Source organism: Achromobacter sp. UBA2119 (genome assembly GCF_002331005.1).
Taxonomy (GTDB): domain Bacteria; phylum Pseudomonadota; class Gammaproteobacteria; order Burkholderiales; family Burkholderiaceae_B; genus Achromobacter; species Achromobacter animicus.
The window spans coordinates 36,313-61,063 of sequence record NZ_DCYD01000018.1 but is presented as its reverse complement, the minus strand read 5'-3'; the positions used below and the strand labels follow the sequence as shown (position 1 = coordinate 61,063).

General features: G+C 68.2%; 22 protein-coding genes. 11 read left to right on the top strand and 11 right to left on the bottom strand.

The window, feature by feature from the left end:
- Positions 1 to 61: 61 nt before the first annotated feature.
- On the top strand, positions 62 to 586 hold the full coding sequence (locus B3098_RS21085) for a CinA family protein (RefSeq protein WP_286898786.1): 525 nt from the start codon (positions 62 to 64) through the stop codon (positions 584 to 586).
- Here the strand turns inward: B3098_RS21085 and B3098_RS21080 are convergent.
- From B3098_RS21080 to B3098_RS21050, 7 genes are read right to left on the bottom strand one after another with little or no spacing between them, the layout of a single operon-like run.
- Positions 535 to 1,266: a glycosyltransferase gene (locus B3098_RS21080; RefSeq protein WP_279975208.1), complete on the bottom strand. Its 732-nt coding sequence runs from the start codon at positions 1,264 to 1,266 to the stop codon at positions 535 to 537. The two genes, B3098_RS21085 and B3098_RS21080, sit on opposite strands and share 52 nt — an antisense overlap.
- Positions 1,263 to 1,868, bottom strand: a complete 606-nt coding sequence (locus B3098_RS21075) for a class I SAM-dependent methyltransferase (protein ID WP_286898785.1) — start codon at positions 1,866 to 1,868, stop codon at positions 1,263 to 1,265. Before B3098_RS21075 ends, B3098_RS21080 begins: the two co-directional genes overlap by 4 nt.
- Positions 1,856 to 2,896 (bottom strand): acyl-CoA dehydrogenase, encoded by a 1,041-nt coding sequence (locus B3098_RS21070; protein WP_286898784.1) that lies wholly within the window; start codon positions 2,894 to 2,896, stop codon positions 1,856 to 1,858. Before B3098_RS21070 ends, B3098_RS21075 begins: the two co-directional genes overlap by 13 nt.
- A 57-nt stretch (positions 2,897 to 2,953) precedes the next feature.
- Complete coding sequence (gene pdeM, locus B3098_RS21065) at positions 2,954 to 3,625, bottom strand: ligase-associated DNA damage response endonuclease PdeM (protein WP_286898783.1); 672 nt, start codon at positions 3,623 to 3,625, stop codon at positions 2,954 to 2,956.
- Complete coding sequence (locus B3098_RS21060; RefSeq protein WP_286898782.1) at positions 3,609 to 6,071, bottom strand: ligase-associated DNA damage response DEXH box helicase; 2,463 nt, start codon at positions 6,069 to 6,071, stop codon at positions 3,609 to 3,611. Before B3098_RS21060 ends, pdeM begins: the two co-directional genes overlap by 17 nt.
- On the bottom strand, positions 6,068 to 7,672 hold the full coding sequence (locus B3098_RS21055; RefSeq protein WP_286898781.1) for an ATP-dependent DNA ligase: 1,605 nt from the start codon (positions 7,670 to 7,672) through the stop codon (positions 6,068 to 6,070). The genes B3098_RS21060 and B3098_RS21055 overlap by 4 nt, the downstream gene beginning before the upstream one ends.
- A 42-nt stretch (positions 7,673 to 7,714) precedes the next feature.
- Positions 7,715 to 8,719, bottom strand: coding sequence for a ligase-associated DNA damage response exonuclease (locus B3098_RS21050; RefSeq protein ID WP_286898779.1), 1,005 nt, complete (start codon positions 8,717 to 8,719; stop codon positions 7,715 to 7,717).
- A gap of 300 nt (positions 8,720 to 9,019) precedes the next feature.
- Between B3098_RS21050 and B3098_RS21045 the strand changes: the two genes are divergently transcribed.
- Positions 9,020 to 10,423: a 3-deoxy-D-arabino-heptulosonate 7-phosphate synthase gene (locus tag B3098_RS21045; RefSeq protein ID WP_286898777.1), complete on the top strand. Its 1,404-nt coding sequence runs from the start codon at positions 9,020 to 9,022 to the stop codon at positions 10,421 to 10,423.
- On the opposite strand, the gene B3098_RS21040 is transcribed toward B3098_RS21045, so the two are convergent.
- Positions 10,402 to 11,367, bottom strand: a complete 966-nt coding sequence (locus B3098_RS21040; protein WP_286898776.1) for a LysR family transcriptional regulator — start codon at positions 11,365 to 11,367, stop codon at positions 10,402 to 10,404. The genes B3098_RS21045 and B3098_RS21040 overlap by 22 nt on opposite strands.
- A gap of 104 nt (positions 11,368 to 11,471) precedes the next feature.
- Here B3098_RS21040 and B3098_RS21035 point away from each other — a divergent pair, with 104 nt between their 5' ends.
- The 4 genes from B3098_RS21035 to B3098_RS21020 all read left to right on the top strand — a co-directional run bounded on the left by B3098_RS21035 (position 11,472) and on the right by B3098_RS21020 (position 15,856).
- On the top strand, positions 11,472 to 12,683 hold the full coding sequence (locus B3098_RS21035; protein WP_286898775.1) for a CaiB/BaiF CoA transferase family protein: 1,212 nt from the start codon (positions 11,472 to 11,474) through the stop codon (positions 12,681 to 12,683).
- Entirely contained in the window at positions 12,683 to 13,756 is a 1,074-nt protein-coding gene (locus B3098_RS21030; RefSeq protein WP_286898774.1) for an NADPH:quinone oxidoreductase family protein, read from the top strand. The genes B3098_RS21035 and B3098_RS21030 overlap by 1 nt, the downstream gene beginning before the upstream one ends.
- Complete coding sequence (locus tag B3098_RS21025) at positions 13,696 to 14,691, top strand: Bug family tripartite tricarboxylate transporter substrate binding protein (protein ID WP_286898773.1); 996 nt, start codon at positions 13,696 to 13,698, stop codon at positions 14,689 to 14,691. Before B3098_RS21030 ends, B3098_RS21025 begins: the two co-directional genes overlap by 61 nt.
- A gap of 145 nt (positions 14,692 to 14,836) precedes the next feature.
- On the top strand, positions 14,837 to 15,856 hold the full coding sequence (locus tag B3098_RS21020) for a histone deacetylase family protein (RefSeq protein ID WP_286898772.1): 1,020 nt from the start codon (positions 14,837 to 14,839) through the stop codon (positions 15,854 to 15,856).
- Between the two features lie 106 nt (positions 15,857 to 15,962).
- Here the strand turns inward: B3098_RS21020 and B3098_RS21015 are convergent, their stop codons facing one another.
- On the bottom strand, positions 15,963 to 17,606 hold the full coding sequence (locus B3098_RS21015; RefSeq protein WP_286898771.1) for a GGDEF domain-containing protein: 1,644 nt from the start codon (positions 17,604 to 17,606) through the stop codon (positions 15,963 to 15,965).
- Between the two features lie 190 nt (positions 17,607 to 17,796).
- Positions 17,797 to 18,345, bottom strand: a complete 549-nt coding sequence (locus B3098_RS21010) for a GNAT family N-acetyltransferase (RefSeq protein WP_286898770.1) — start codon at positions 18,343 to 18,345, stop codon at positions 17,797 to 17,799.
- Between the two features lie 153 nt (positions 18,346 to 18,498).
- Here B3098_RS21010 and B3098_RS21005 point away from each other — a divergent pair, with 153 nt between their 5' ends.
- The 3 genes from B3098_RS21005 to B3098_RS20995 all read left to right on the top strand — a co-directional run bounded on the left by B3098_RS21005 (position 18,499) and on the right by B3098_RS20995 (position 21,950).
- A complete protein-coding gene (locus B3098_RS21005; RefSeq protein ID WP_286898769.1) occupies positions 18,499 to 19,632 on the top strand; it encodes a metallophosphoesterase in 1,134 nt (377 codons plus the stop codon).
- Between the two features lie 309 nt (positions 19,633 to 19,941).
- The gene (locus B3098_RS21000; RefSeq protein ID WP_286898768.1) at positions 19,942 to 20,817 is read left to right on the top strand and encodes an RNA ligase family protein; all 876 of its coding nucleotides are present in this window, start codon (positions 19,942 to 19,944) and stop codon (positions 20,815 to 20,817) included.
- A complete protein-coding gene (locus tag B3098_RS20995) occupies positions 20,814 to 21,950 on the top strand; it encodes an AAA family ATPase (protein ID WP_286898767.1) in 1,137 nt (378 codons plus the stop codon). The genes B3098_RS21000 and B3098_RS20995 overlap by 4 nt, the downstream gene beginning before the upstream one ends.
- A 16-nt stretch (positions 21,951 to 21,966) precedes the next feature.
- On the opposite strand, the gene B3098_RS20990 is transcribed toward B3098_RS20995, so the two are convergent.
- Positions 21,967 to 22,872, bottom strand: a complete 906-nt coding sequence (locus B3098_RS20990) for a LysR family transcriptional regulator (RefSeq protein ID WP_286898765.1) — start codon at positions 22,870 to 22,872, stop codon at positions 21,967 to 21,969.
- Between the two features lie 71 nt (positions 22,873 to 22,943).
- Here B3098_RS20990 and B3098_RS20985 point away from each other — a divergent pair, with 71 nt between their 5' ends.
- Both B3098_RS20985 and B3098_RS20980 read left to right on the top strand, forming a co-directional pair.
- Positions 22,944 to 24,191, top strand: coding sequence for a CaiB/BaiF CoA transferase family protein (locus B3098_RS20985; protein WP_286898763.1), 1,248 nt, complete (start codon positions 22,944 to 22,946; stop codon positions 24,189 to 24,191).
- Positions 24,188 to 24,667 (top strand): MaoC family dehydratase, encoded by a 480-nt coding sequence (locus B3098_RS20980; protein WP_175125232.1) that lies wholly within the window; start codon positions 24,188 to 24,190, stop codon positions 24,665 to 24,667. Before B3098_RS20985 ends, B3098_RS20980 begins: the two co-directional genes overlap by 4 nt.
- Positions 24,668 to 24,751: the final 84 nt, after the last annotated feature.

Genomic DNA, 24,751 nt, shown 5'->3' with positions numbered 1-24,751 from the left:
TGACGGGAGGGTGGACGGCACGGAGCTTGCTGGGCCCGGGCATTCACGCAGGAGGATCGGAATGAATGCCATCGAACGGGTCGCCGCTTACATGCACGAGCATTCGCTGAAACTGGTGACGGCCGAGTCCTGCACGGCGGGGCTGATTGCGGCCACGCTTGCGGACATACCGGGCGCGGGCGCGCTGCTGGATTGCGCGTTCGTCGCCTACTCGCCTCAGGCCAAGCAGAAATGCCTGGGCGTGGCCGCGCGCACGCTGCAACGCCACAACCTCACGAGCGAAGCCGTGGCGCGGGAAATGGCGCTGGGCGCGGCGCGAAACAGCCCGGCGAATGTAGCGATCTCAAACACGGGCGTCACCGACTATACCGACCCGGAGATTCCCGCCGGCACGCAGTGCTACGCGTGGGTGTTCAAGTCGGGGCCGGCCGACGCCTCGCCCGCGATCTATACCGAGACGGCGCGCTTCGAGGGCGATCGCAATGCCATCCGCCGCGCCAGCGCCGAACACGCCCTGGCGCAGCTGATCGCCTATCACAAGCAGTGGCTGGACGGCGCCCGCCCCTCCTCGTCCCGATCAGCCTGAGCGCCGGCGCCGTCCGGCTCGGCCTCCCACCCCATCCGCAGTGCGGTGGCGAATCCGCCTTCGACGCGCGAGTATGGCCGGGCGCTCGTGGTGACGCGAGGCAGGCTAGTCCATGCAATGTGCGCGCCGCCGGCTTCCAGTTTGTCGACCAGCGCCTGATCCTCGCTGCACGTCAGCGCCGCAAACCCGCCGATGCGCCGGTACGCGTGCGCCGCGATGCCCAGGTTCGCACCATGCACATGGCGGTGACCGTCGCGATCGTGGTAGTGCGTGGCGAACGCCCGGCGTGCACGCTGCGCGAACTCGCCATGCGCATCCCATCCGGTGACCGATACGGTGCCGCAAACCACCTCGGCATTCAGGGAAAGCTGGTCGGCCAGCCACCCGGGCGACACACAGGTGTCGGCGTCGGTGAAAGCCAGCCAGCGCGCGCCGGCATTGAGCAGATGTTGAGCGCCCGCCGCGCGCGCCATGCCGACATTGCGCGCCTGGACCATCAGAAGCTGCACCGGCCAGCCTGCCGCCCGGCGCGCGGTCTCATCCTCGCAGTGATCCAGCACCACGACGATACGCACGGGTTCCCGGCCAAGACGCGGATGGCGGGATGCGCGCATGACGGCGCGCAGGCAGTCTTCGATGTGGCGCTCCTCGTTGTGCGCCGGAATGCATACGCCGATCATGAATGGCTTCCTGATTGGGGGTGTCTGCGCCAGGCATCCAGGCGGAATTCGTCTTCCACGTGATGCACGCTGCGCGACAGACCGGGCAACGCGCCGATCGCCGCGTGCAGCGCGTCCGTGTTCTGAAGACGGTCATCGAAATCCGGCCGCCAATGGCAGGCAACGATCTCGCCGTCCGGCGCCAGGGATGCATCGACGGCGCTCAGAAACCTGCACAGCGCGGCGCCGTCCAGGTAGTACGCGACTTCCGACAGCACGATGAGGTCAAAGCCAGCGGCGGGCGTCTCGGGCCACTGCCGCGGCAGGTCCAGCGTCAGGACCTGGACATGGTCCATGCCTTCGCCGGCCACACGGGCGCTGCAACGCGCGGTTGCGGCCGGCGCGGCGTCGACCGCACAGACGCGCGCGCAGCGCAGCGCAAGGCACCGCGTCAGCTCGCCCGTGCCGCAACCCGGCTCGAGGGCATGGCGATAAAACTCGCGCCCCAGCGCCGCCAGCAACAGGCCGCGTTTGCGGCGTTCGTACCACGCGCTGGCCACGCGCCACGGATCGGGATCCGCCCGGTAGAGCCTTTCAAAATGGTCCACGGCTACAGAGCCCATGGCGTGCCTCCGTCGTTGAGCACCGCCTGTCCATGCGCGGCCTGATCACGCTCCGCATGGCTCTGCCGGATAAACACGGGCAGATCGGCCATTACCTGCGCAAAGTCCGCGTCGCGGCACAACGGACCCGCGCCCATCGCCCGCGCGGCCCGTTCCACCACCACCGACGCAGCCGCTTCCACGGCGAGCCGCGCGCGGGCGCAGGCCAACGCGCACGCCTGCCGCGGATGCGTGTCGATCTCGGCGGCGGTCTCGCGCAACACGGCCCGGGCCTGCGCCAGGGCCACGTCGATGGCGCCCAGATGCGCCAGCCGATGCGGGTCGGCGGAATGCCTGGGCAGGGCCCGGTGCAAAGTCTGTGCGATATGCAGCAATCCGCCGTACCAGCACGCTGCAATACCGGCGCCGCCGTGAAGAAAGCCAGGCCGATGCACGTACGCGCCAGGCTTGCCCACCAGCGCGCAGCGCGCGTCCCGAAAGACTACGTCCACGCTTGCCGACGCGCGCATGCCCACGGCATGCCAGCCGGCATCGGTCACCTGCACGCCGTCCTGATCCATTGCCACCGCAGCCAGACACGCCTCGCCCGCCGGATTCCAGCCGCTAACAAGCGCGTGCGTGACGGCGGCCGCGCCGGAGCACCACGCCTTGACGCCTTGCAGCACTGCAGTGCCGTCGGGCTGCAGGGTGATCTGCACGCGATGATCCGGGGGCTCCGCGCACCACACCGCCCAGCGGCTATTCGCGGGCGGGACAGGCGCCTGCAGTTCCGCCAGGATGGCGAGCGCATCGGTGTGTCCTTCGTAGAGTTTGACCAGGCTCAGGTCCGCTTCGGCCACGCGGGTCAGTGCACGCCACCGATCCAGCGTTTGGCCCGACCCCGGCAAGGGAAGTTGATCGCATCCCTGTTCCACCAGGAGGCGCAGCCAACGGCCGGAGTCCAACGGCGCATGGGCGTCGGACAGGACCTCATTTAATCGTTGGTGCGCGGACGGTGGTGGAGGTGACGGGTCGGGACGTTCAGTCATGGCGATGCGTAGGTGCTGCGTTGGGGTTATGTCCCCGGACAGCAAGCGCCGTGCCCATCACCGCACGCGCGGCGTCCAACCCAAGGGCAACGCATCGCCTTCCACGCAAGCGACCAACGAAGCCCCCTGCCCGCCCTGCACCGCATGGCCGCCGGTGAAATCGGAAAATGCCGGCAGCACGGTGATGCCTTCACGCAGCCAGAACGCGGGCCAACTGCGCGGGACGCCCGGCACACGCGTTTTCGGGTGCACGTGGCCGGCGATCACGTGCCGGCCCTGCGCGTCCGGTGTCGGCAGGTGACGGAACAGGAACGGGCCATCGGCCCACGCCTCGCCGAGCTGGCGCATGCCCAGCGCCGGGGCGTCCAGCGCGCGGTCATGGTTGCCAGCCAGCACTGCCACATCCACGTCCGGATTCGCCTCGCGCCACGCAATCCACGCATCGCGCCACGCGGCCTGCGCGGCGGGCCCGTGCAGGACGTCGCCGACAATCAAAAGCTCGGTGGCGCCCGTCGCGGCGATCAGGGCCGACAGGCGCCGCAGGTCGTCCATCGTCGCCCCGCGCGGCACGGCGATGCCCGCCTGCCGAAAGACGTGGCTCTTGCCCAGATGCAGGTCCGCGATCACCAGACGGGACCGCGCAGGCCAGTGCAACGCGCGCGCCCCCAGCAGGACGACAGGCTCGCCTGCCAGCGCCATCGCAAGTCCCGCCTCAGGCGATTCGCGCATACCGCTTCTCCAGTTGCTCGGCGGCGCGCTTGACTCGTGCCTGCCAGGTTTCGGTGCTGAGCTGCCCGCGCAGGCTTTCCGTCCACAGCGGAAACGACAGCGGCGTGAGCGCGCGCGGCTCGCACAAGGCCAGCTCGCGCCGCTGGCAGTCCTGCAGCGCCGCCAGGAGCCGCGGCGCCTCCAGTTGCAGTTCAAAGACTTCGCGCTCGGCCTGCGCCAGCAGCAGGTGATCGGGATCGTAACGGCGCAGCACGTCGTAGAGCAGCCCGCTGGAGGCCTGCACCTGCCGCAGCGAACGCGCCGCCTGCCCCGGCAGCGATGGCGTCAACAACCCCGCGACACGCGCGATCTCTCGAAACTGACGACGCGCCATTTCGCCCAGATTGACGCCTTCGCGCAGGTCATCGGCCATGCTGTCCGGGCTGAGCAGTGCGCGCAGCAGCGTGTCGTCCAGGGCTGCGGGTTCGGCCAGCGTCAGCATCAGGCCGTAATCGTTGACGGTGTAGGAGATGGTGTTGGCCTGCCGCCGGCCCCAGCGCAGGGCGACCATCGCAGCGATGCCTTCATGCACGGCCCGGCCTGCAAACGGAAACAGGAACAGATGCGAGCCACGCCGCGTCTTGATCAGTTCGGCCACCAGACGGCCGTGGTCGGGCAGTGCGCTGGCCTGTTCCTGGATGCGGAGCAGCGGGGCAACGGCGCGCATTTCCGGGTGCTCGCCAGGATGGGAGTACAGGCTTTCGACCTCGCTCGCCAATTGCGTGGACAAGGGCATGCGCCCGCCCTGCCAGGTCGCGACGGGTCCGTCTCCGCCCTTTGCCCGGCGTACGTAAGCCACCATGCCCTCGAGCCGCACCAGTTCCAGCGTGCGCCCGGCAAATTGGAACCGGTCGCCGCGCCGCAAGCGCGCCAGAAAGCCCTCCTCGACCGATCCCAGGCCGCCGCCTCGCAGATACTTCACCGCCACCGCGCCGTCGGACGTGATGGTGCCGATGGACAGCCGATGCCGGAACGCGATGCGCCGGTCATGCACGCGGTAGCAGCCGTCTTCATCGCGCACGACGCGGTGATAGTCCGGATACTTCGCGAGCGCGCGTCCGCCCTGCACGATGAAATCCAGCACGGCCTGCCAGGTCGCGGCATCCAGCGTGGCGTAGGCATGCGTGCCGCGCACCTCCTCAAACAGATCACCAGCTTCGAAGCCGCCACCCAGCGCCAGCGTCACGGCGTGCTGCGCCAGCACATCCAGGCTGCCGATGGGCGGCACGCGGGACTCGATCTGGCCGCGCGCGATCGCCTGCCGGGCAGCGGCATACTCGATCAGTTCCAGCGCCTGCGCGGGCACGCAGACCACGTTGCCGGACTCGCCGGGCCGGTGCTTGGCGCGGCCGGCGCGTTGCAACAGCCGCGCGACGCCCTTGGGGCTGCCGATCTGCAACACCTGATCCACCGCCGGAAAGTCCACGCCCAGATCCAGGCTGGACGTGGCCACGACGCAGCGCACCGAGCCGTCGCGCAGCCCTTGCTCGACCGTCGCGCGCAGTTTGGGGTCCAGCGAGCCGTGATGCAGCGCCAGCGTGCGCGGATCCTCCGGCCAGATCGACTCCAGCGCGCGGTGCCACAGCTCGGCCTGCGCCCGCGTGTTGGTAAAGAGCAGCGTCGCGCGCACATCGAACAGTCGATTGAAGACGCGTTCCAGCTGCGACAATCCCAGGTGGCCCGCCCACGGCAGCGCGCGGCTGCGTTCCGGCAGCAAGGTGGAGATCTGGATCTTGCGCGGCCTGGCGCCGGCCACCAGCGCGCTGTCGGGCGCCTGCGGCAGCAGCACGGCGCGGGCCTCATCCAGGTTGCCCAGCGTGGCGGACAACCCCCACGTTCGAGCCGCCGGCGACAGCTTGCGGACCCGCGCCAGGCACAGCTGCAGCAGCACGCCGCGCTTGTTGCCCAGCAGTTCATGCCATTCGTCGACCACGATGCAGCGCAAGGCGCGAAAGCGCATCGAGGCATCGGCGTAGGACAGCAGCAGCGCCAGCGATTCCGGTGTGATCACCAGCACGTGCGCCTTGCCCTGCCGCGCCAGCCGCTTGTCGCGCGCGCTGGCATCGCCCGTGCGCAACGCGACGGTCCAGTCGATGCCCAGTTCGGCCGCCGTCTGCGTCAAGGCCCGCGTCGTGTCCGCAGCCAATGCGCGCAACGGCGTCACCCACAAAACGCGCGGACCTTCGCCGGTGGCCGCCTTTACCGGCACGTCTTCCGAAAGCGCTTCAAGCAGCGGGCCGCCAAATGCCGCCAGCGTCTTGCCGCTGCCCGTGGGCGTGTGCAACAGGCCCGACTCGCCGTCCAGATAGCGGCGCCACGTCTCGCGTTGAAAAGGCGCGGCTTTCCAGCCGCGCGCCGCAAACCACGCGACCAGCGGCGCATCCCTGCCCCGGGCCGTGCCGCTCATCGCGCCAGCGCCTTCAGCGTGTCCAGCTGATCGGCCTGATCCGCCGGCTTGTCGTGCCGCCAGCGCAGGATGCGCGGAAAGCGCACGGCGATTCCGGACTTGTGACGCTTGGAGATGTTCACGCCTTCGAAGCCCAGTTCAAACACCTGCACCGGTTCGACCGAGCGCACCGGACCGAAGCGCTCGCGCGTGTGCGCCCGCAGCCAGCGGTCCAGTTCCAGGATCTCTTTATCGTCCAGGCCCGAGTAGGCCTTGGCAATGGGCACCAGCGCGTCGCCCTCCCACAGCCCGAAGGTGTAGTCGGTGTAGAGCGTGCTGCGGCGGCCGTGGCCGGACTGCGCGTACAGCAGCACGGCGTCGATGGTGAGCGGGTCGATCTTCCACTTCCACCAGTCGCCACGCCGCCGCCCGCTTTGGTACGGCGCGCTGCGCCGCTTGAGCATGAAGCCTTCGACGCCGCGCTCGCGCGATTCGCCGCGCAGCGCGTGGGCCTCGTCCCAGCTTGCCGGCGCGACGGCCGGCGACATCCGCAGCCGTGGGTCGGGATGGCGGCGCAGCAGCGCCTCCAGCCGGTCGCGGCGCTCGGCCTGCGGCAATTCGCGCAGGTCCTCGCCTTCAAGTTCGAGCAGGTCATACGCCAGCAACTGCACCGGCGCCTCGGCCAGCCACTTGGGACCGGGTTTCAGGCGCTGGATGCGGGTCTGCAGGGCAGAGAACGGCATGGGGTCCGTGTTGCCGTCCTGCCAGGCCAGCAGTTCCCCGTCGATGACGCAGTCGACGTCCAGCGCGGCGGCCGCCGCTTCAACTTCCGGAAAGCGGCCGTCCAGGCGCTCTTCGCCACGGGACCAGATGGACACCTCGCCACGCCGCCGGATGAGCTGCGCGCGGATGCCGTCCCACTTCCATTCCAGCAGCCATTCGTCGATGGGTCCAAGCACGGCGGGATCGCCTTCGAGCGGCGACGCCAGGAAAAACGGATACGGTTGCTGGCGGTCGCCTGGCAGTTCCTCGGCGCTGAGCAGATCGCGCAGGAACGCCGGACTGGGCGACCACGCGCCCAGCATGCGCTGCGCAATGCGGGCGATGGGCACGCCCGACATTTCGGCCAGCGCCTGCTGCACCATGCGCTGAGACACGCCGACGCGCAGCGCGCCGGTCAGCAGCTTGTTGAAGACCAGGCGTTCTGCATAGGGCAAGCCCAGCCAGGCCGAGACGACCACGTCGCGCCGCTCGATCTCGTCGCGGTTCGCGACGGGCAAGAGAATCTCTTCGATCCAGTCAGCCAGGCCGCGATCCGGCGCGGCCGCTTCCGGATCCGGGACGAGCAGCGCCAGGGTTTCGGCCAGGTCGCCGACCTGGTCATAGCAAGCGTCCAGCAGCCAGGGCGCAGTGCTGGAAGCGTCGGCCGCCCAGGCCCGCAACTCGCCAACCCCCGCGATCTTCTTACGTGTGCTGGTGATCTTGCCGCCGGCCAGCAGATACAGGGCCCAGACCGCGTCGCGCGGCGGGGCATCGCGGAAGTACGCCACCAGCGCCGCGCGCTTGTCCAAGGTGGCGGTACTGCGGTCAAGCTCCTGATACAACGCCGCGAATCGCTTCATGCCTGCGTCCGTTCCCCTGTCGATCTTCGTTCGATGGCCGCCCTAATCGTCTTCGCCATACTGCGTCATCAGCGTCTCGGCGGCGATGCCGGATTCATTCAACGTACGCACCAGCGCCTCGGTGTCGCCGTGCGTGGCGATGACCCGCTTGGCGCCGGTGTCGTGAATGGTGCGCAGCAGGTCGGGCCAATCAGCATGATCCGACACGACAAAGCCGCGGTCCATGTTGCGGCGCCGGCGGTTGCCGCGCAGCCGCATCCAGCCCGACGCAAAGCCATGCTGCGCCTTGCGGAAGCGCCGCAGCCACGCGCTGCCCGCCGCCGACGGCGGCGCCAGGATCAGCTCTCCAGCAAATCCCGTTCCCGAGGCCGCGGAGGGGCCGTCCGCGTCGATGACCAGACGCGTGTCGGCCAGCGGAACACCGGCCTTGCGATAGACGTCCACCCCCGCGGCGATCGCGCCGTGCAGGTAGACGGGCCGGTCCGCAAAGGGGATCAATTCAGCCAGCACGCGCTGCGCCTTGCCCAGGGCGTAGCAATAGAGAATGGCGGCCTCGCCGCGCGCGGCGCAGTGGTCGCGCCACTGCACGATGTCGCGCGCCACGTCCGAGGCGCTGGGCCAACGGTAGATAGGCAGGCCAAAGGTGGCCTCGGTGATGAAGGTGTCGCAAGGCACGACTTCAAACAGGCTACACGTCGGATCGGGCTGGCGCTTGTAGTCGCCGGACACGACCCAGACTTCGCCATCGACTTCGATGCGCACCTGCGCCGATCCCAACACGTGGCCCGCCGGATGCAACGACACGCGCGCGTTACCCAACGTGAAGACTTCTCCATATGCATGGACCCGATAGTCCTGGTCACCCAGCCGCCATTGCAGGATAGGCAAGCCTTCGGCGCTGGTGTGGTAGCGCCCCATGCCGGAACGTGCATGATCGCCATGACCATGCGTCAGCACGGCGACCTCGACGGGCCGCCACGGATCGATATGAAAGCCGCCGGCTGGGCAATACAGGCCTTCCGGACGCAATTGCACGATGTCGCGCATGGGACCTCCCGATCGGCGCGGCGCGACGGTTTCGCGGCCGCATGTCTTTGGTTATACCCCGCGAGGACGCAGAAAAAGTGCGCTGAAAACGCACCGCTAACATCCGATGAAAAATTAAAAGTTCAGTTGCAGACGGGGGGCAACGTAAGCCGGTAGTGTGGAGCGGTGGCTTAAAGGAGAGAATATGCGTACCAATCACATCCTCACGATTATTGTTGTGGTCGTCGTCGCTTCGATCGCCCTGTCGGTCGTTCCCTGGTAATTCCTTGGCAGCGAGGCCGGACATGACACGGAACCTTCATGCCCTCTGCTTTGCCGCATTCCCTGCTGGACCTGACGCTGCGCGCCATCCCGCGTCGCTATCGCGTGGGTCCACTGCCCGCGGCGCGCAGCGGGCTTGAAGTTTCCGACCCGGCGACGGCGCTTGCCATCGCCATCGAACAGGCCCGCGTTGCGCTCAGTGCCGACGCAGCGCCATCATCCGCCAGTGAACGCCTGTTCGTAGACGCGCTCTCGCAACTGATTCGGGACGCACTGCGCGAAAGCGGCGGAGATTCCGCGTTTCAGGCCATGGTGCTGCGGCACCAATCCCCGCTGGTGCGCGAATACGCTTCGTTGTCGGCGCACGCCCAGGCGGACCGGCGCGCGGTACGTACTGCGGTCGATGCGTTTGCGCATCCCGGCAAGCGCCGCGGGATGCCGGCCGGGCCGTTGGCGGACGCGCTGGCGTCGTTGCATGCGGCGGCGGCAGCCGAGGACTGGGCCGCATTGACGCAAGGCGCCGAACACCTGCTTGCGGCGCCGCCATTGGATGCCGCGACAAGCCCGGCGATTTCCGCGCCACTGGAACGGTTGCTGAACGATCCCGCCTTGGCGCGTCTGCGGCGCATGAAGACGTTGTCCGCGGATTCGCTGGTGCAACGCTATCAACATCTTTGGCAACGGCAAGGTCCCCGCCCCGGCACGCCGCAGGCCGCCGCGCAGGGGCTGGACGCGCGCCGCCGCGGCATTGCCGTTGAAGCGTTGGCCGAAGACGCCATTGCCGCAATGGCCACGCAGCTTGCGCAAAGGACGGGCGAAAGTTATCGGGTGGTCACGTCAATGCACGTCCCGGCGTCTATCCCGGGCAACGCAGACCGCGCCAAGACCGAATGGGACGTGGCGCTGCTGCGCCAGTCGGCAGGCGACGCCGCGGCGCCGGTCTGGGATGTGTGCCTGCTCGTTGAGGCCAAGGCATCAACGGACGCGGCGACGACGGATCTGCCCCGGTTGCTGCGCGGTCTGCGGTTGCTTGCGCACGCAGACGCACAGACCACTTATGTGTTCGAGAGCCATCAGGGGCCGGTGCGGCTGCGCGGTGCGGCATTGGCGGCGCTGTCGGCGGACGACGCTGATCTTGCCGGGACGATTCTCTACTTTTCCGACGCGCCGGCGGATACCGCGCCGCGGCTGCTGAATGCCGCTGGCCGGATGCAGCTGTTGTCGGCGCAGGAAAGCCTGGACTTCGCCAGCGCGTTGGCCTCAGGCGAGGCACCGGATGCGTCGGCGCTTTCGCCGGTGTGGCAACAGTTGCTGGTTGCGCCTCGCTGGAGCGCCGTGCTGAACCAGTTCGCGCTGTTGCGGCAGGTGCGTGAGCTGATGGTGCATGTGGATGACATGCACGCTGCCATCACGCGCTTGGGTCAGGATCGCGTCGGCGCATAAGCGCAGTCGCCCGCGGCCGCTCCGCTCCAATCCGGCGCATGCCGCTCGATGTGCGCGCGGATGAAATCCGCCAGCACGCGCGTAGCCATGGACGGAAACCGGTTCGGCGCGGTCAGCAGGTAGATGGCATCGCCCACCCCCTCGGGCTCGTACGCGGGCAGCACCTGCACCAGCGTCTCGTCACGCAGCAATTCCCACACGGCATAGCGGGGCAGCAGCGCCACACCCAGGCCCGCCAGCACCGCATCGCGCAGAAACGGATAGTCGCCCGACTGCAGCCGCGGCGCGACGCGAAGGATCAGCGGGTCGCCATGCGCCTGCTTGAGCCGCAGGTCGAAGCGCCGGCCCAGCGATTGCGGCGCGATCAGGTCGCAGCGGCCCAACTGCTCCATGCGTTGCACCGGCCCGTTGCGCGCCAGGAAATCCGGCGACGCGCACAGGCACCACTGAATGTCGCACAGCCGCCGCGCCACGTGATCTTCGGGCGGAGACGAGGTGATCTTGAGGGCGATGTCGACTTCAGCGGAGATCAGGTCGCCGATCCCGTCGTTGATGTGCACACGCAGCGCAATGTCGGGATGCGCGCGCGCAAAATCCAGCAGCACGGGGGCAAGATAAAGGTGGCCCAGGCCAGTGGGCAGCCGGATGCGCACATCGCCGCGCACGGTCCCATCCAGGCTGTCGATGGCCGCCTGCACCGCGCGCATCTCGTCCAATAATCGGATGCCGTGCTGGTACAGCAACTGGCCGGCCTGCGTCAGCTCGACATGCCGGGTGGTGCGCCGGAATAGCTGCGCGCCCAGATCGAGTTCCAGCCGCTTCAGGCGGTGCGACATGTTCGACCGCGTCATGCCGCAACGCTGCGCAGCCGCGCTGAGGTTGCGCGACTCGACCATTGCGACAAACAGTCTGACGAGGTTCAGGTCCGGCTTATTGTCAATCATGATTCACCATTCCCGGCACAAACCGGTGGATTGTCCAATGCGTCGGCCGAGTCTAGCATCGTCTTCATCGCCTTCGAACCCTTGCTCCGGACCGACACCCACCCATGCCCACCCCGTTGACCGACGTTTCGAGCGGACCCTATTCCGGACTGCGTGTGCTGGACCTCAGCCAGGGCATCGCGGGCCCGTACTGCGCGCAGATGCTGTGGCAGCAAGGCGCCGACGTCGTAAAGGTGGAACCGCCAGACGGCGACTGGGGCCGGCACGTCGGTGTGCTCCGCGACGACCAGAGCGCGCTATCCATCGCCTACAACGCCGGCAAACGCGGTGTGTGCGTGGACGCGCGCCAGCCGCAAGGCAAAGTGCTGCTGGCGGACATGGCGCGGCGCGCGGATCTCGTAATCCAGAATTTCCGCCCTGGGGTCGCCGAACGCATGGGGGTGGGCTACGACAGCCTGGCCGCACGTTGCCCGGGCCTGGTCTACGTGTCCATCAGCGGCTACGGACCGGACGGCCCCTACGCCAACGCGCCCGCCTCCGACTCGGTGATGCAGGCGGATAGCGGCCTGATGTTCGCCAACCAGACACCCGCCGGCGAGCCGCGCCGCATCGGCCTTCTGATGGCGGACATCGCCACCGCGCTGTACGCCGTGCAGGCGGCCAGCGCCGCGCTCTACCAATTGGCGCGCACCGGCCGCGGCCAGCATGTGCAGCTGAATCTGCTGCAGGCCTGCGCGGCCTTGCAGGTGAACGACATCCTTGCGTACGGCATTGCGGGACAGCGGGAGGCCGTGGCGGTCAGCGCCCCCAACGGCGTCTTCGACACCGCGGATGCGCGCCTGTCCGTGCTGGCGTTGAACAACGACCAGTTCGCGCGCTTGTGCCGCGCGCTCGAACGAACCGACTGGCTGGCGGACCCCGCCCTGTCCACCAACGCAGGCCGCATGGCGCAGCGCGAGCGACTGCATCGGGAAATGGCGGAACAGTTGGCGCGGCGCCCTGCCGCGCACTGGGTGCAACGCCTGGCGCGCGAGGACGTGCTGCACGCGTACGTGCGGGACTACGACGGCCTGGCGGCGCATCCGCAGGCGGCGCATCTGGGGCTGCTGGAACCGCTGGCGCAGCCCGGCGGCCAGCCCCTGCCCTATGCGCGCGCGGCCGGGGCCTTGGCACGCCGGCCGCTCACCGCGGCGCCGGCGGTTGGCGAGCACACCGTGGATGTGTTGACCGAGTGGGGCGTCGCGCCCGCCGACATCCAGGCCATGCTGCATGCCGGCGTGCTGCGCCAGGCGGAATGCGGCAAGGAAGCCGGCTGATGCGCGCCCTGGTCTGCCATCGCCATGGTCCGGTTGAAGACGTGTTGCCCGGCGAGCTTCCCGAGGCGCCGGCGCCCGCGCCCGACGAAGTCACCATCGCCGTCGAGCATGCCAGCGTCAGCCACGCAACCAAGCTGCTCATCGAGGGACGCTATCAAAGCCGCCCGCCGCTGCCGTTTGCGCCCGGCACGGAGGCCGCGGGCCGCGTCATCGCGTGCGGCGCCAAGATCACGCGGTTCAAGCCCGGCGACAAGGTGGTGGCGCTGGCGCGCTGGGGCTGCTATGCCGAACGACTGACCTTGCCGGAATACACCGTCTATCCCGTGCCCGACGATCTGCCGCTTCTGACTGCGCTGCCCATTCCCATCTCGTACGGCACGGCATGGGGCGCGTTGTTGTGGCGCGCCGCGATGCAGCCCGGCGACACGGTGCTGGTGCTGGGTGCGGGCTCGGGCGTGGGACTGGCGGCCGTGGAGATTGCGTCGGCGCTGGGCGCGACGGTGCTGGCCTGCGCCAGCACACCGGCCAAGCGCCAGGCCGCGCTGGACGCAGGCGCGGCGCATGCGTTCGCCGCCGACGAGGCCATGCCGCAGGCCGTCAAGGCGGCCAGCGACGGGCGCGGCGCCGACGTGGTGCTGGATGCCGTGGGCGGCGACGCGTTCGAACGCAGCGTGCGCGCCGCGGCAGCCAATGCCCGCATGGTGTCGGTGGGTTTCGCCAGCGGCCGCGTCCCCGATGTGCCGCTGAACCTGCTGCTTGTGAAGAACATTGCCCTGCATGGGTTTTTCTTTGGCCGCTACATCGGCTGGACGCCCGCGGACGAACGCATCGTCCACGCCCCTGCCATGCAGCGGACCATGTCCACCCTGTTCGACTGGGCCCGCCGCCAGCGGATCCGGCCGGCTGTAACGGCGATCTATCCGATCACCGGTCTTGCCGCAGCACTCGCCGCCCTGGAAAGCCGACAAGTCGTCGGCAAGGTGGCGATCACGATAACGACGGAGACAACCCCATGCGTACCAACGACTTCCGGCGCGCCGCCCGGCCACGCCATCTTGCCGCCGCGACGCTAGCCGCCTGCTGCGCCAGCCTGCCCGTCGCCGCGGTGGCGGCCGACGCCTATCCCAGCAAACCCATCACGATGGTCGTGCCCTACCCGCCCGGCGGGCCGACCGACATCGTGGCGCGGCTGGTGGCCGCCGAGATGTCCAAGACCATCGGCCAGAACATCGTCGTCGACAACAAGCCCGGCGCCAGCGGCATGATCGGCGCGGACCTCGTGGCGCGCGCCGCGCCCGACGGCTACACGTTCCTGGCCAACGCGTCGCTGCACGTCATCAACCCGTACATCTACGCGTCGATGCGTTACGACGCCTTCAAGGACTTCGCGCCCATTACGCAGCTTGCGGACGTGCCACTCGTGCTGGTCGTGCCTGAAACGTCGAAGGTGCGCACGGTGCAGGACCTTGTGGCGCAGGGCAAGGCCCAGCCGCTGAACTTCGGATCGGCGGGTTCGGCGTCCGCGCAACAGCTTGCAGGCGAATCGTTCAAGGTGCGTTCCGGCCTGCCGATGCAGCACGTGCCTTACAAGGGCAGCGCGCCCGCGCTGACGGATCTGGTGGGCGGACAGATCCAGCTGATGTTCGATTCGATGCCGTCGGCGATGCCGTTCATCAAGTCGGGCAAGCTGCGGGCGGTGGCGGTGACGACCAGCCGCCGCGTCGATGAACTGCCCGACGTGCCCACCATGGCCGAATCCGGATTCCCGGGCTTTGACATCAGTACGTGGTACGGCCTGTGGGCGCCCAAGGGCACACCGCCGGCCATTGTGGCCAAGCTGTCCGAGCACGCGGCGCGGGCGCTCAAGCAGCCCAATGTCGTGACACAGTACGCCGGCCTGGGCGCCAAGCCGGTGGGATCCGATCCCGCCGCGTTTGCCCGTTTCAACGTGTCCGAGGGTGAAAAGTGGCGGGACATCGTCAAGGCGGCGCAGATCACGCCGCAATAGTGGAAAAGGCGGCTCAGACTGACCTCGACCCAGGCGGCGCGGGTAATCCCCCATAAGCAGCGCCACGCCGCTGGATAAGAATTCATGGTTTCCTATCCGCGGCCGCCGCGCGCATCGCGCGCCAACCAACCCCGAGGTCCCAGGCATGAAGGCGTTCTTCCACGACGATCAAAAGCTTCACCATCCGCAGACCTACTTTTCGCGCGGCAAGATGCGCACGCCGCAGGAGGTGCCGTCGCGGCTGGACGGCCTGGTGCAGGCGGCGCGCAAGCTGGGATTCGACGTCCAGGCGCCCGCCGACGACGGGGCGGGTGCGATCGCGGCGGTGCACAGCCTGGATTACCTGCGCTTCCTGCAGGACGCGCATGAGGACTGGATGAAGCTGCCCGGCGACTGGGGCGGTGAGGTCGTGTCGAACGTGTTTGTGCGCGAACGCAATGCGCTGCGCGGCGTGCTGGCCAAGGCCGGGCGTTACCTGGCGGACGGCAGTTGTCCGGTCGGCCCCAAAACCTGGCATTCGGCCTATTGGTCGGCGCAATGCGCCATCGCGGGCGCCGACGCCCTGCTGGCCGGAGACCGCAGCGCCTACGCGATATGCCGCCCGCCCGGTCACCACGCGCGGCGCGATGCCGCGGGCGGCTTCTGCTACCTGAACAACGCCGCCATCGCGGCCCAGCGGCTGACGTCCAAATTTCCGCGCGTGGCCATCCTGGACACCGACATGCATCACGGCCAGGGCATCCAGGAGATCTTCTACGAGCGCAGCGACGTCCTGTACGTGTCCATCCACGGCGATCCCGAGAATTTCTATCCGGTGGTGGCAGGCTTTGAAGACGAGCGCGGAGCCGGCGAAGGATACGGCTACAACATCAACCTGCCCATGCCGCACGGCTCGCCCGAATCCGTGTTCTTCGACCGGCTGGCGCAGGCGCGCCGCGCGATCACGTTGTTCCAGCCCGATGCGCTGGTGCTGTCGCTAGGATTCGACATCTTCGAAAAGGATCCGCAGGCCATGGTCAGCGTGTCCGAAGACGGCTTCGAGCGATTGGGCCGCGAAGTGGGCGGACTGAGTCTGCCCACGCTGATCGTGCAGGAAGGCGGGTATTACATCGAAGGCCTGGAGTCCAACGCGAAGCGGTTTTTCGCGGGCCTGGCCGGATCCTGATCCACCGATGGGGCAAGCGGGCCGTCAAAAGCTGACCGCCAGCCCCGCCGCGCCCTGGCGGTTCGAGCCGAGCTGCCCGCAGGTCGCTGGTGGCCGCCGGGCGTGTTCAAGCCTCGGCCGACGCTTCCCACATCGTCACCCTGTCCCGTCCTGACTGCTTTGATCGGTACAACGCCTGATCGGCGCATTTGATGACGGCCTGCGGCGACGCGCCGTCTTGCGGCCACAGCGCCACGCCCACAGACACGGTCACCGGACGCACGCCGTCGGGCATCGGGCGCGAAGCCACGGCCGCCCGGATCCGCTCGGCCGCCTGGGCAGCAGTCTGTGCCGCGGTACGTGCCGCCACCCGCGCGGCATCCTGCGTCGCGCCCCGCGCGTCGCCCTGCGCGTCGTCCTGCGCGCCGGGCTGCGGCAAGATCATCACGAACTCCTCTCCGCCGATGCGAAAGGCCTGATCCCCGGCGCGCACGTTCTCCTGCAGGGTCCGCGCCAGCGCGACCAGGACCTTGTCGCCCGTCGGATGGCCATACACATCATTGATCTGCTTGAAGTAGTCCAGGTCGAGCGCGATGACCGCGAACGGCGTCGCAGCGGCGACCAGCTCGTCGATCCGCGCGCGCAGGGCGCGGCGATTCATCAGGCCGGTCATGGGATCGGTCAGCGATTCCGTGTTCAAGCGGCCGACCTCGTCGCGATGGCGCGCTTGCGCGGCGGCCAACGCCTGCCGCAGCTTTTCGGCCTCGAAATACCAGGTCTTGCGCGTTGTGGCGCGCAAGGCCGTGGGGCCAACCGGCTCGTCGCTGGCGAAGGCATCAGCCAACCGTGCGAGCGGCCGCGCGATCGCGTAGGCGCATGCACTGACTAGCAACAAGGTCAGCACCACGGCCGGAATGGCGAACTGCAGCGACGCGCCCAACAGGTCCTTGAGGGGCGACAGCGCGCTGTCGAGCGGACGCTGCACCACGACCGCCCAATTGCCCTTGATCAGCGGCGCGTATCCCGCGATCACCGCCGCGCCGGAAGCGTCCATGACTTGCTCGACGCCCGGCCCCGTGGCGGGCGACAAGCGCGCCTGGACCGCGCTCGCAATGTCCGCGTCCGCGCCATGCCGGTACAGCATCTGACCCTCGCCATTGACCAGATACACGGAGGTGCCGTCGGCGTACGCATGCTGGCCGACGAGCCGGTCCAGGCCGCCGCCATGCTCCAGGACGACGATGGCGGCGAGATAGCCTGAAACCGCGTTCTGCGGACCCGGCACAGGTTCCACCAGCGTCAGCGTCGCAAAGCGCGCGCCCGGCAGGCAGCATGGCCGAGCCCATTGTCCCGCGCGCAGCTCCCGTACGCCCAGTTCGTCCAGTTGCTTGATGGCGGCCAGCGGCGACGGACTGTCCTTGGACCGGCTGGTGATCCGGCCACCGGGATCGGCCAGCAGTACCGCCGTTACGCCTTCGATCGTGCCGGCCAGATCCGACAGTTCAGCCTGCAGCGCGCCGGGCGCATCCGCCAGCCGCGGGATGCGGTTTGCCCCGGCGGTAAGCTGCCGGTCACCCGTCTGGATATACAGGTTGATGATGTCCGCCAGCTTCTGCGCGTAGGCCAGATTGGCGTCGAGCGTGTTCTTGACGACCTGCGTCTTCTGCGCCTGGTAGCCCGCGTACATGGCATTGAAAAAGCCGACCGCCACGCTGAGCACCGCCAGCGCAATAAGCACGGTCAACAAGCGCACCCTGCGTTCTCTTGCCATGTCGCTCCTGAGGGGAGAGCACCGCGAATCGCCCGGATCGGCGTAGCTGCCGGATGCGCGCGCCACGGAGGACGACTGCGCAGTCACCGGCGCGGACTGGCGCACCGGGATAACGCAGAATACCGAACTATTTTTGGGTAATCCAGCGGTCGCCAACCGCAGTTCGGCACGCCCAAACGCGGCGCTTGGGCTATGCGTCCGGTGCCCGCTGCAGGCGCATCGCCATGCGCCGCTCAACCGGCAGCCCGTGGCTGGCCTCGGCCGCCAGAACCGCATGCAGCCGTGAGCCGGGCATTGCCTGCACTTCGCGGAATCCGAGCCGCGCATACCACGGCGCATTCCATGCCAGGTCGCGAAAGGTCGTCAGGGTGACCGCAGCCAGGCCCGCTGCCCAGGCATGGCCGCACGCGGCCTGCACGAGGGCGCGGCCAATTCCCATCCGCTGATGACCGGCATCGACCGCAAGCTCCCGCAGGTGCAACGCGTCTTCGAAGCGCTCGGCGCAAAGGAATCCGCACAGTTGGTCCGACGCTTGCGCCACCCATGACGTGCCCTGCGCGATCAGGCGCAGATGGTCGGCCTCAGACATCACCGCGTCGTCCGCGATCCATTCCAGGCCGGGCGCGGCGCGAAACAACGCGCCCGCGGACCGTTCGATCGCGGGCAACAGCGCAGCATCCTCGGGACGGGCGGGGCGGATAAGCGTGGACAAGGCAACTCCAGATTGCGGCAGGCGCATGCGATTCTACGACCCGCCATCAACGCGCGCCATGTTTCAGGCGCCGCGCAGAATCCAGTGTTTTAATCGGCGCTCCCTCGCGGGAAATTTCGTCCGATCGGCAGCGAGACGCCGGGCCGGGCGATTCCAACAACAAGATTCAGGATTTCGCACGTGTTTCATGTCATCACAGGGCTTATCGCGCTCTACGTCATCTGGCGCTTCGTCTGGCAATTGAAGTGGCCCGCCCCCGGACGAGTACTGCTGTCGGTATTGGTCATGCTGGCCGCTGAGCACCATCTCATCACCCGCAACTTCTTCGGCACCATGGCGTCGCCCGAGGTGCCCGCTGCGGTGCTGATGACGCTGGGCTGGGCGTTTGGCGCGCTCATTCTGCTGGCCGCCTTCCTGTTCGTCACGGATGTGGCGGGGCTCGTCATATCGCTGTTCTCGCGGGGACGCGGACGCGCGCTGCTGGGCTGCACGCGTCTGCGCGCCGGGTCCGCCGTGGCCGCGCTTGCGCTGTCCGCCGTTGGCGTCTGGCAGGCCGTGCGCGTGCCGGAGGTCGAGACGATCGAGGTCGCCTTGCCCAACCTGCCGCAAGCGTATGAGGGCTTTCGCATCGTGCACCTGACCGACCTGCACGCCAGCCGCCTGCTGCAGGGCGACTGGATGCAGGCCGTCGTGGCGCGCACCAATGCGCTCAAGCCGGACCTGACGCTCATCACCGGCGATCTGGTCGACGGCACGCCTGCGGCGCGCGCCGCCGACGTGCAACCGCTGGCCGATCTGCGCGCGCAATATGGCTTGGTGGCGATTCCGGGCAACCACGAGTATTACGCCGAGTACCTGGGCTGGATCGAGGCCTTCAGGAAACTCGGCCTGCGCATGCTGCTCAATGAACACATGACAATTGAACGCGACGGCCAGCCGCTGGTCCTTGCGGGCATCACCGACAGCGTGGCGGCGCGCGTGAACCAGCCGCTGCCTGACATCGACGCGGCCATGAAGGGCGTGCCGCCGTCGTCGGCGGTGATCCTGCTTAGCCACCGGCCCGTGGGCGCTGAGCGCCACGCGCAAGCCGGCGCCGGCCTGCAGCTGTCGGGCCATACGCACGGCGGCCAGATTCTGGGTCCGCATTTCATCACCCAACTGGCCAACGAAGGCTATGTGTCGGGCATGTACCAGGTCGGCAACATGCAGCTCTACGTGAGCAACGGCGCGGGCCTGTGGCCGGGCTTTCCGATCCGGCTTGGCCGCCCATCGGAGATCACGCAGATCGTGCTGCGCGCCGCGCCGCCCGCCTGACGCGGCCCTGCCACACACGGGGCGGCGCATTGACAAGCGCCGCCGCGCTGACTTAGCATTCGGCCCTGCTTTTTCAACGCCTTTCGCATTTTGGGTGCAACCGTGTCTGCCATTCGTCAATTCGCCTGAACGCCGACGAGTACCGTCCTGGTACCGCGGTCAGCCTGCCCGCATTCGCTGCTCGACGCCATGTAATGAGCACACCCCCGCCCGGCAGGCGCGGATCCAGGAAGCGCAGCACCTCCCATCCCCGCTTCCCCTCCCGTAAAGACTGTGTCGTCGGCTTTTCCCATTTGCTGGAGAAGACCCATGACGCTGGATTTCTGCGCCTACGCGCAATCGCTAGACCTGTTCCGATATCCCCGAACGCCCCACCTTGAAGGCTCGCGCCTGCAGGACGGGGACGAAGGCCATGACCACGTGCCCTATCGCACGCTGGCCGGCCAGACGCTCGTCGTCGAAGAAAAGCTGGACGGCGCCAACACCGGCATCAGCTTCAGCCCGTCGGGCGAACTGCTGCTGCAATCCCGCGGCCAGTACCTGGTGGGCGGCGGCCGCGAGCGGCAGTTCAGCTTCGTCAAGGCCTGGGCCGCCGCGCACGCGGACTGGCTGCTGGAGCGGCTGGAAGATCGCTATGTGATGTACGGCGAAACGCTGTCGAAGAAGCACTCCGTGTTCTACGACGCCCTGCCGCATCACTTCTTTGAATTCGACGTGCTGGACCGGCGCACCGGCGAGTTCCTGTCGACCGGCGCGCGCCGCGCGTTGCTGGCCGATGGTCCGGTGCTGTCGGTGCCCGTGTTGTACGAAGGCCCCGCGCCCGCGCGGCTGGCCGAACTGAAGGCCATGCTCAAGCCGTCGCTTGCCAAGACGGCTGGCTGGCGCGATGCCTTCGAGGCCACCGTGCTGCGCGAAGGCCTGGACCTGGCTCGCGCGTGGAAGCAGTGCGACAAGTCGGATCTGTCGGAAGGCCTGTATATCAAGGCCGAAGCGGACGGCAAGACCATCGCCCGCTACAAGTGGGTGCGCCGCGACTTCGTACAGGCCATTCTGGATTCGGACATGCACCATTCGGAGCAGCCGTTCATCCCCAACCAGCTCGCCGACGGCGTCGACCTGTACGCGCCGCGCTTTGCTGTCGACTGGGACACGTTGCGCGGCATTCGCACGGCAGAGACATCATGAATTACGAACAGATCCGGGCCCTCGTACCCCAGCCGGGGCGCGGCGTGGACTATGCGGCTTGCCTGGCCGCCTTTCCCGCGCTGGAGCTGGCCAAGACCACGCCGCAGGACCCCCGCTATCACGGCGAGGGCGATGTATGGACGCATACGCAGATGGTGGTGGACGCGCTGCTCGCGCTGCCGCAATACCAAGCTGCGTCCCGCGCCGATCAGGAGATCGTATTCCTGGCCGCCCTGCTGCACGACGTGGCCAAGCACAGCACCACGGTGATCGACCCGGTCACCGGCGCCATCGGCCAGCCCGGCCATTCGCGCAAGGGCGCCATCGACGCCCGCATCGCGTTGTGGGACGCCGGCGTGCCGTTCGCGGTGCGCGAAGCGATATGCCGGCTGATCGCCACGCACCAGGTGCCGTTCTTCGCGCTGGAAGGCTCGCGCCGCGGCCGCTCGCCGGAGTTCATCGTGCGCGAGCTGTCCTGGCACGTGTCCCTGCCGCTGCTCGCGATGCTGGCCGAAGCCGACATGCGCGGCCGCATCTGCGCCGACGCCGGCCGCGTGCTGGACAACATCGCGCTCTTCTGCGAGCTGGCGCGCGACGAGCAGTGCTTCGGCCAGCCCCGCGCCTTTGCCGACGCGCACACCGCCGTCAGCTATTTCCGCGGCGCCGACGTGCATCCCGATTATGCGTTGTTCCAGGAGCCGGGCACGCGGGTCATTGTCATGTCGGGGTTGCCGGCGTCCGGCAAGAACACGTGGGTGGCGGCGCATCATCCGGACCTGCCGATGGTGTCGTTCGACGACGCGCGCGAGGAACTGGGCCTGCGCCATGGCAAGAACGAGGGCATGGTCGCGCACCTGGCCATTGACCGTGCAAAGGCCCTGCTGCGCGCGAAAGCGCCCTTCGTGTGGAACGCGACCAACCTCAGCGAGCTGATGCGCAAGAAGACGCTGGACCTGCTGTATGCGTATCACGCGGACGTGGAACTGGTGTATCTGGAAAAGCCGCGTGCCGAGCTGCTGCGCCGCAATGCGCGGCGCGATACCTCGCTGTCCAACAAGACGCTGACCGGCATGCTGCACCGCTGGGACCTGCCGCTGCCCACGGAGGCGCACCGGGTGGTCTACGCGGTATAGCGCGGGGTATTGCGGGTCAGGCAGGCACTGACGTCGGCGTCAGCATGCTGTCGCGCAGGCGCAGCACGGATGCGCATGAGGTGTCGCGATGCGTCACCAGCGACAGCGACAGCGCGCCCTGCGCATCCGGGTCGGTCAGCGGCACAAACGCCACGTGCGGCGTCGAATACGCGCGGGTCACGCCGGGCACCAGCGCCACGCCCAAGCCGCTGGCGACCAGGCTGACCAGCGTCTGCACCTGAATGGCTTCCTGGCTGATGCGAGGCGAAAACCCCGCCTTGTGACACAGCGCCAGCGTCACGCCGTTCAACCCCGGCACCTTGGCCGGCGAATACAGCACGAAGTTTTCGGACCGCATGCGCTCGAGCGCAATCGGGCCAACGTCGGCCAGAGGATGGCGGGCCGGCACGGCCAGGATCAGGTCGTCGCGCTCGACCACCCATGAATCCAGCTCGCTGTCTTCGGCCAACGGACCGCGCACCAAACCCGCGTCGATCTCGTTGGCGCGCAGCATCGCCACCAATCCGACCGTGCTGTCTTCGCGCAGGTCCAGTTGCACATCCGGGTACTGCGCGCGGAAGGCCGGCAGGCAGCGCGGCAGCAGCATGTACGTGGCCGAGCCCACAAAGCCCAGGCGCAGCGTCCCCCATTCCCCCAACGCCACCCGGCGCGCCGCCTGGCGCGCCTGATCGGTGTGGAACAGCGCGCGGCGCGCATCGGCCATCAGGGCGTCGCCCGCGGGTGTCGTGGTGACGCCCTTGGCGCCCCGCACCAGCAGCGGCACGCCCACCGCGTGCTCCAGCTTCTGGATCGACACCGACAGCGCGGGTTGGGCGATGTGCAGCGCATCGGCGGCGCGGCGGTAACTTCCCAGCTCGGCGATCGTGACGAACTGCCGAAGCTGGCGCAAATCTATAGCCATAACAGATTCCGTATCAAGCAATACCGAAGCCATATTAGACGCGTATGTGCGGCGCCGATAGGATTTCCGCCATGACGACAACTACCCTCTCAAACGGCCCGGCGCTGGACGGCATCCGCGTCCTGGACCTGACTTCCGTCGTATTCGGCCCCTATGCCTCGCAGATCCTGGCCGACTACGGCTCGGACGTCATCAAGGTCGAAGCGCCCGGCGGCGACTCCACCCGGCAAACCGGCCCCGCGCAGGAGCCCGGCCTGTCCGCGATCTTTCTGGGTCTGAACCGCAACAAGCGCAGCATCGTGCTGGACCTGAAGCAGCCCGCCGCGCGCGAGGCGCTGCTGACGCTTGTGGACCAGGCCGACGTGCTGATGCACAGCATGCGGCCGGCCAAGATGGCGGCGCTGGGGCTGGACCCCGCCACGCTGTGCGCGCGCAACCCGCGGCTGGTCTATGCCGGCCTGTATGGCTTCGGTGAAGGCGGCGCGTACGACGGCCGCCCAGCCTACGACGACATCATCCAGGGCCTGTCGGGGTTCGCGGATCTTGTCGGCCGCCAGACCGGCGCGCCGCGCTACCTGCCCACCGTCGCCGCCGACAAGACGTGCGGTCTGGTCGCCGCGCACGCCATTCTTGCGGCGCTGTTCCAGCGCGCGCGTACCGGACAGGGACAGCAGCTGGAAGTGCCCATGTTCGAAAGCATGGCGTCCTTTGCGCTGGTCGAGCACTACTACGGCCGGCATCTGGCGGACGAGCCGGGCGACGCCGGTTATCCGCGCGTGCTCACGCCCTGGCGCCGGCCCTGCCAGACCGCAGACGGGCACGTCTGCCTGATGCCCTACACCGACGCGCATTGGCGCGACTTCTTCAACGCGGCCGGCCGCCCCGATCTGGCGCAGGATCCGCGCTTTGCCGACATCTCGGCGCGCACGCGGCACATCGAGACCCTGTATGAATTGCAGGCCGGCCTCGTCGCGGCCCATGACACGGCGTACTGGCTGGCGCTGTGTGAGCGGCTGCAGATCCCGGCCGCACCCGTGAACCGGCTGGAAGATCTGGAGACCGACCCACATCTGGCCAGCGTGGACTTCTTCGTGCCGCTGGAAAGCGCGTCCGGCAGTCACTACCGCTTTCCGCGTAACCCCGTGCGTTTGCAGCATTCCCACGTGCCGCCCGCCATGCCGCCGCGCCTGGGCGAGCACACGCGCAACGTGCTGGCCGAAGCGGGCCTCTCGCCGGCAGCCGTTGACGCGCTGCTGGCCACCGGCGCCGCCCGCCAAGCCAACGCCCTCCTTTCTGAAAACGCCAAGGACCCCGCATGACCCAAGACCGCGACACCTCGCCCGCCATCCAACTCGGCCAAGGTTTTTACTGGCAGGACCTGACGGTGGGCCAGCGCTTCCAGACATTTCGCCGCACGGTGACCGAGACCGACATCGTCAACTTCATCAGCGTCACCGGCATGCTGGAGACCATCTTCATCGACGCCACCTACACCCACGGCGCCATCCAGGGCCGCCCCGCGCCGGGCGCGCTGACCTATGGCCTGATCGAAGGCCTGATCATGCAGGGCATGGTGCAGGGAACGGGTCTGGCGCTGCTGGAGGTTCACAAGAAGATGATTGCGCCGGTGGTGGCCGGCGACACCATCTGGGCCGAGATCGAAGTGACCGGCGTGCGCCCGACCTCGCAGCACAACCGCGCGGTCGTCACGTCCGCCATCGACGTGCGCAACCAGCACGGCAAGCCGGTGATGGCCTACACGGCCGTGCGCATGCTGGCCGGCAGACCGCGCTGACCAGGCTGACCGCTATCAGCGGCAGGCATCCCGCAGAGGACGCCGCCGCCCATCCGCAGTACCCATAACAGCCCAAGGAGACAA

Excerpts from the sequence above, each read along its gene's own strand:
- B3098_RS21085 (WP_286898786.1), top strand. The coding sequence starts at position 62 with ATGAATGCCATCGAACGGGTCGCCGCTTACATGCACGAGCATTCGCTG.
- B3098_RS21080 (WP_279975208.1), bottom strand. The coding sequence starts at position 1,266 with ATGATCGGCGTATGCATTCCGGCGCACAACGAGGAGCGCCACATCGAA.
- B3098_RS21075 (WP_286898785.1), bottom strand. The coding sequence starts at position 1,868 with ATGGGCTCTGTAGCCGTGGACCATTTTGAAAGGCTCTACCGGGCGGAT.
- B3098_RS21070 (WP_286898784.1), bottom strand. The coding sequence starts at position 2,896 with ATGACTGAACGTCCCGACCCGTCACCTCCACCACCGTCCGCGCACCAA.
- pdeM (WP_286898783.1), bottom strand. The coding sequence starts at position 3,625 with ATGCGCGAATCGCCTGAGGCGGGACTTGCGATGGCGCTGGCAGGCGAG.
- B3098_RS21060 (WP_286898782.1), bottom strand. The coding sequence starts at position 6,071 with ATGAGCGGCACGGCCCGGGGCAGGGATGCGCCGCTGGTCGCGTGGTTT.
- B3098_RS21055 (WP_286898781.1), bottom strand. The coding sequence starts at position 7,672 with ATGAAGCGATTCGCGGCGTTGTATCAGGAGCTTGACCGCAGTACCGCC.
- B3098_RS21050 (WP_286898779.1), bottom strand. The coding sequence starts at position 8,719 with ATGCGCGACATCGTGCAATTGCGTCCGGAAGGCCTGTATTGCCCAGCC.
- B3098_RS21045 (WP_286898777.1), top strand. The coding sequence starts at position 9,020 with ATGCCCTCTGCTTTGCCGCATTCCCTGCTGGACCTGACGCTGCGCGCC.
- B3098_RS21040 (WP_286898776.1), bottom strand. The coding sequence starts at position 11,367 with ATGATTGACAATAAGCCGGACCTGAACCTCGTCAGACTGTTTGTCGCA.
- B3098_RS21035 (WP_286898775.1), top strand. The coding sequence starts at position 11,472 with ATGCCCACCCCGTTGACCGACGTTTCGAGCGGACCCTATTCCGGACTG.
- B3098_RS21030 (WP_286898774.1), top strand. The coding sequence starts at position 12,683 with ATGCGCGCCCTGGTCTGCCATCGCCATGGTCCGGTTGAAGACGTGTTG.
- B3098_RS21025 (WP_286898773.1), top strand. The coding sequence starts at position 13,696 with ATGCGTACCAACGACTTCCGGCGCGCCGCCCGGCCACGCCATCTTGCC.
- B3098_RS21020 (WP_286898772.1), top strand. The coding sequence starts at position 14,837 with ATGAAGGCGTTCTTCCACGACGATCAAAAGCTTCACCATCCGCAGACC.
- B3098_RS21015 (WP_286898771.1), bottom strand. The coding sequence starts at position 17,606 with ATGGCAAGAGAACGCAGGGTGCGCTTGTTGACCGTGCTTATTGCGCTG.
- B3098_RS21010 (WP_286898770.1), bottom strand. The coding sequence starts at position 18,345 with ATGCGCCTGCCGCAATCTGGAGTTGCCTTGTCCACGCTTATCCGCCCC.
- B3098_RS21000 (WP_286898768.1), top strand. The coding sequence starts at position 19,942 with ATGACGCTGGATTTCTGCGCCTACGCGCAATCGCTAGACCTGTTCCGA.
- B3098_RS20995 (WP_286898767.1), top strand. The coding sequence starts at position 20,814 with ATGAATTACGAACAGATCCGGGCCCTCGTACCCCAGCCGGGGCGCGGC.
- B3098_RS20990 (WP_286898765.1), bottom strand. The coding sequence starts at position 22,872 with ATGGCTATAGATTTGCGCCAGCTTCGGCAGTTCGTCACGATCGCCGAG.
- B3098_RS20985 (WP_286898763.1), top strand. The coding sequence starts at position 22,944 with ATGACGACAACTACCCTCTCAAACGGCCCGGCGCTGGACGGCATCCGC.
- B3098_RS20980 (WP_175125232.1), top strand. The coding sequence starts at position 24,188 with ATGACCCAAGACCGCGACACCTCGCCCGCCATCCAACTCGGCCAAGGT.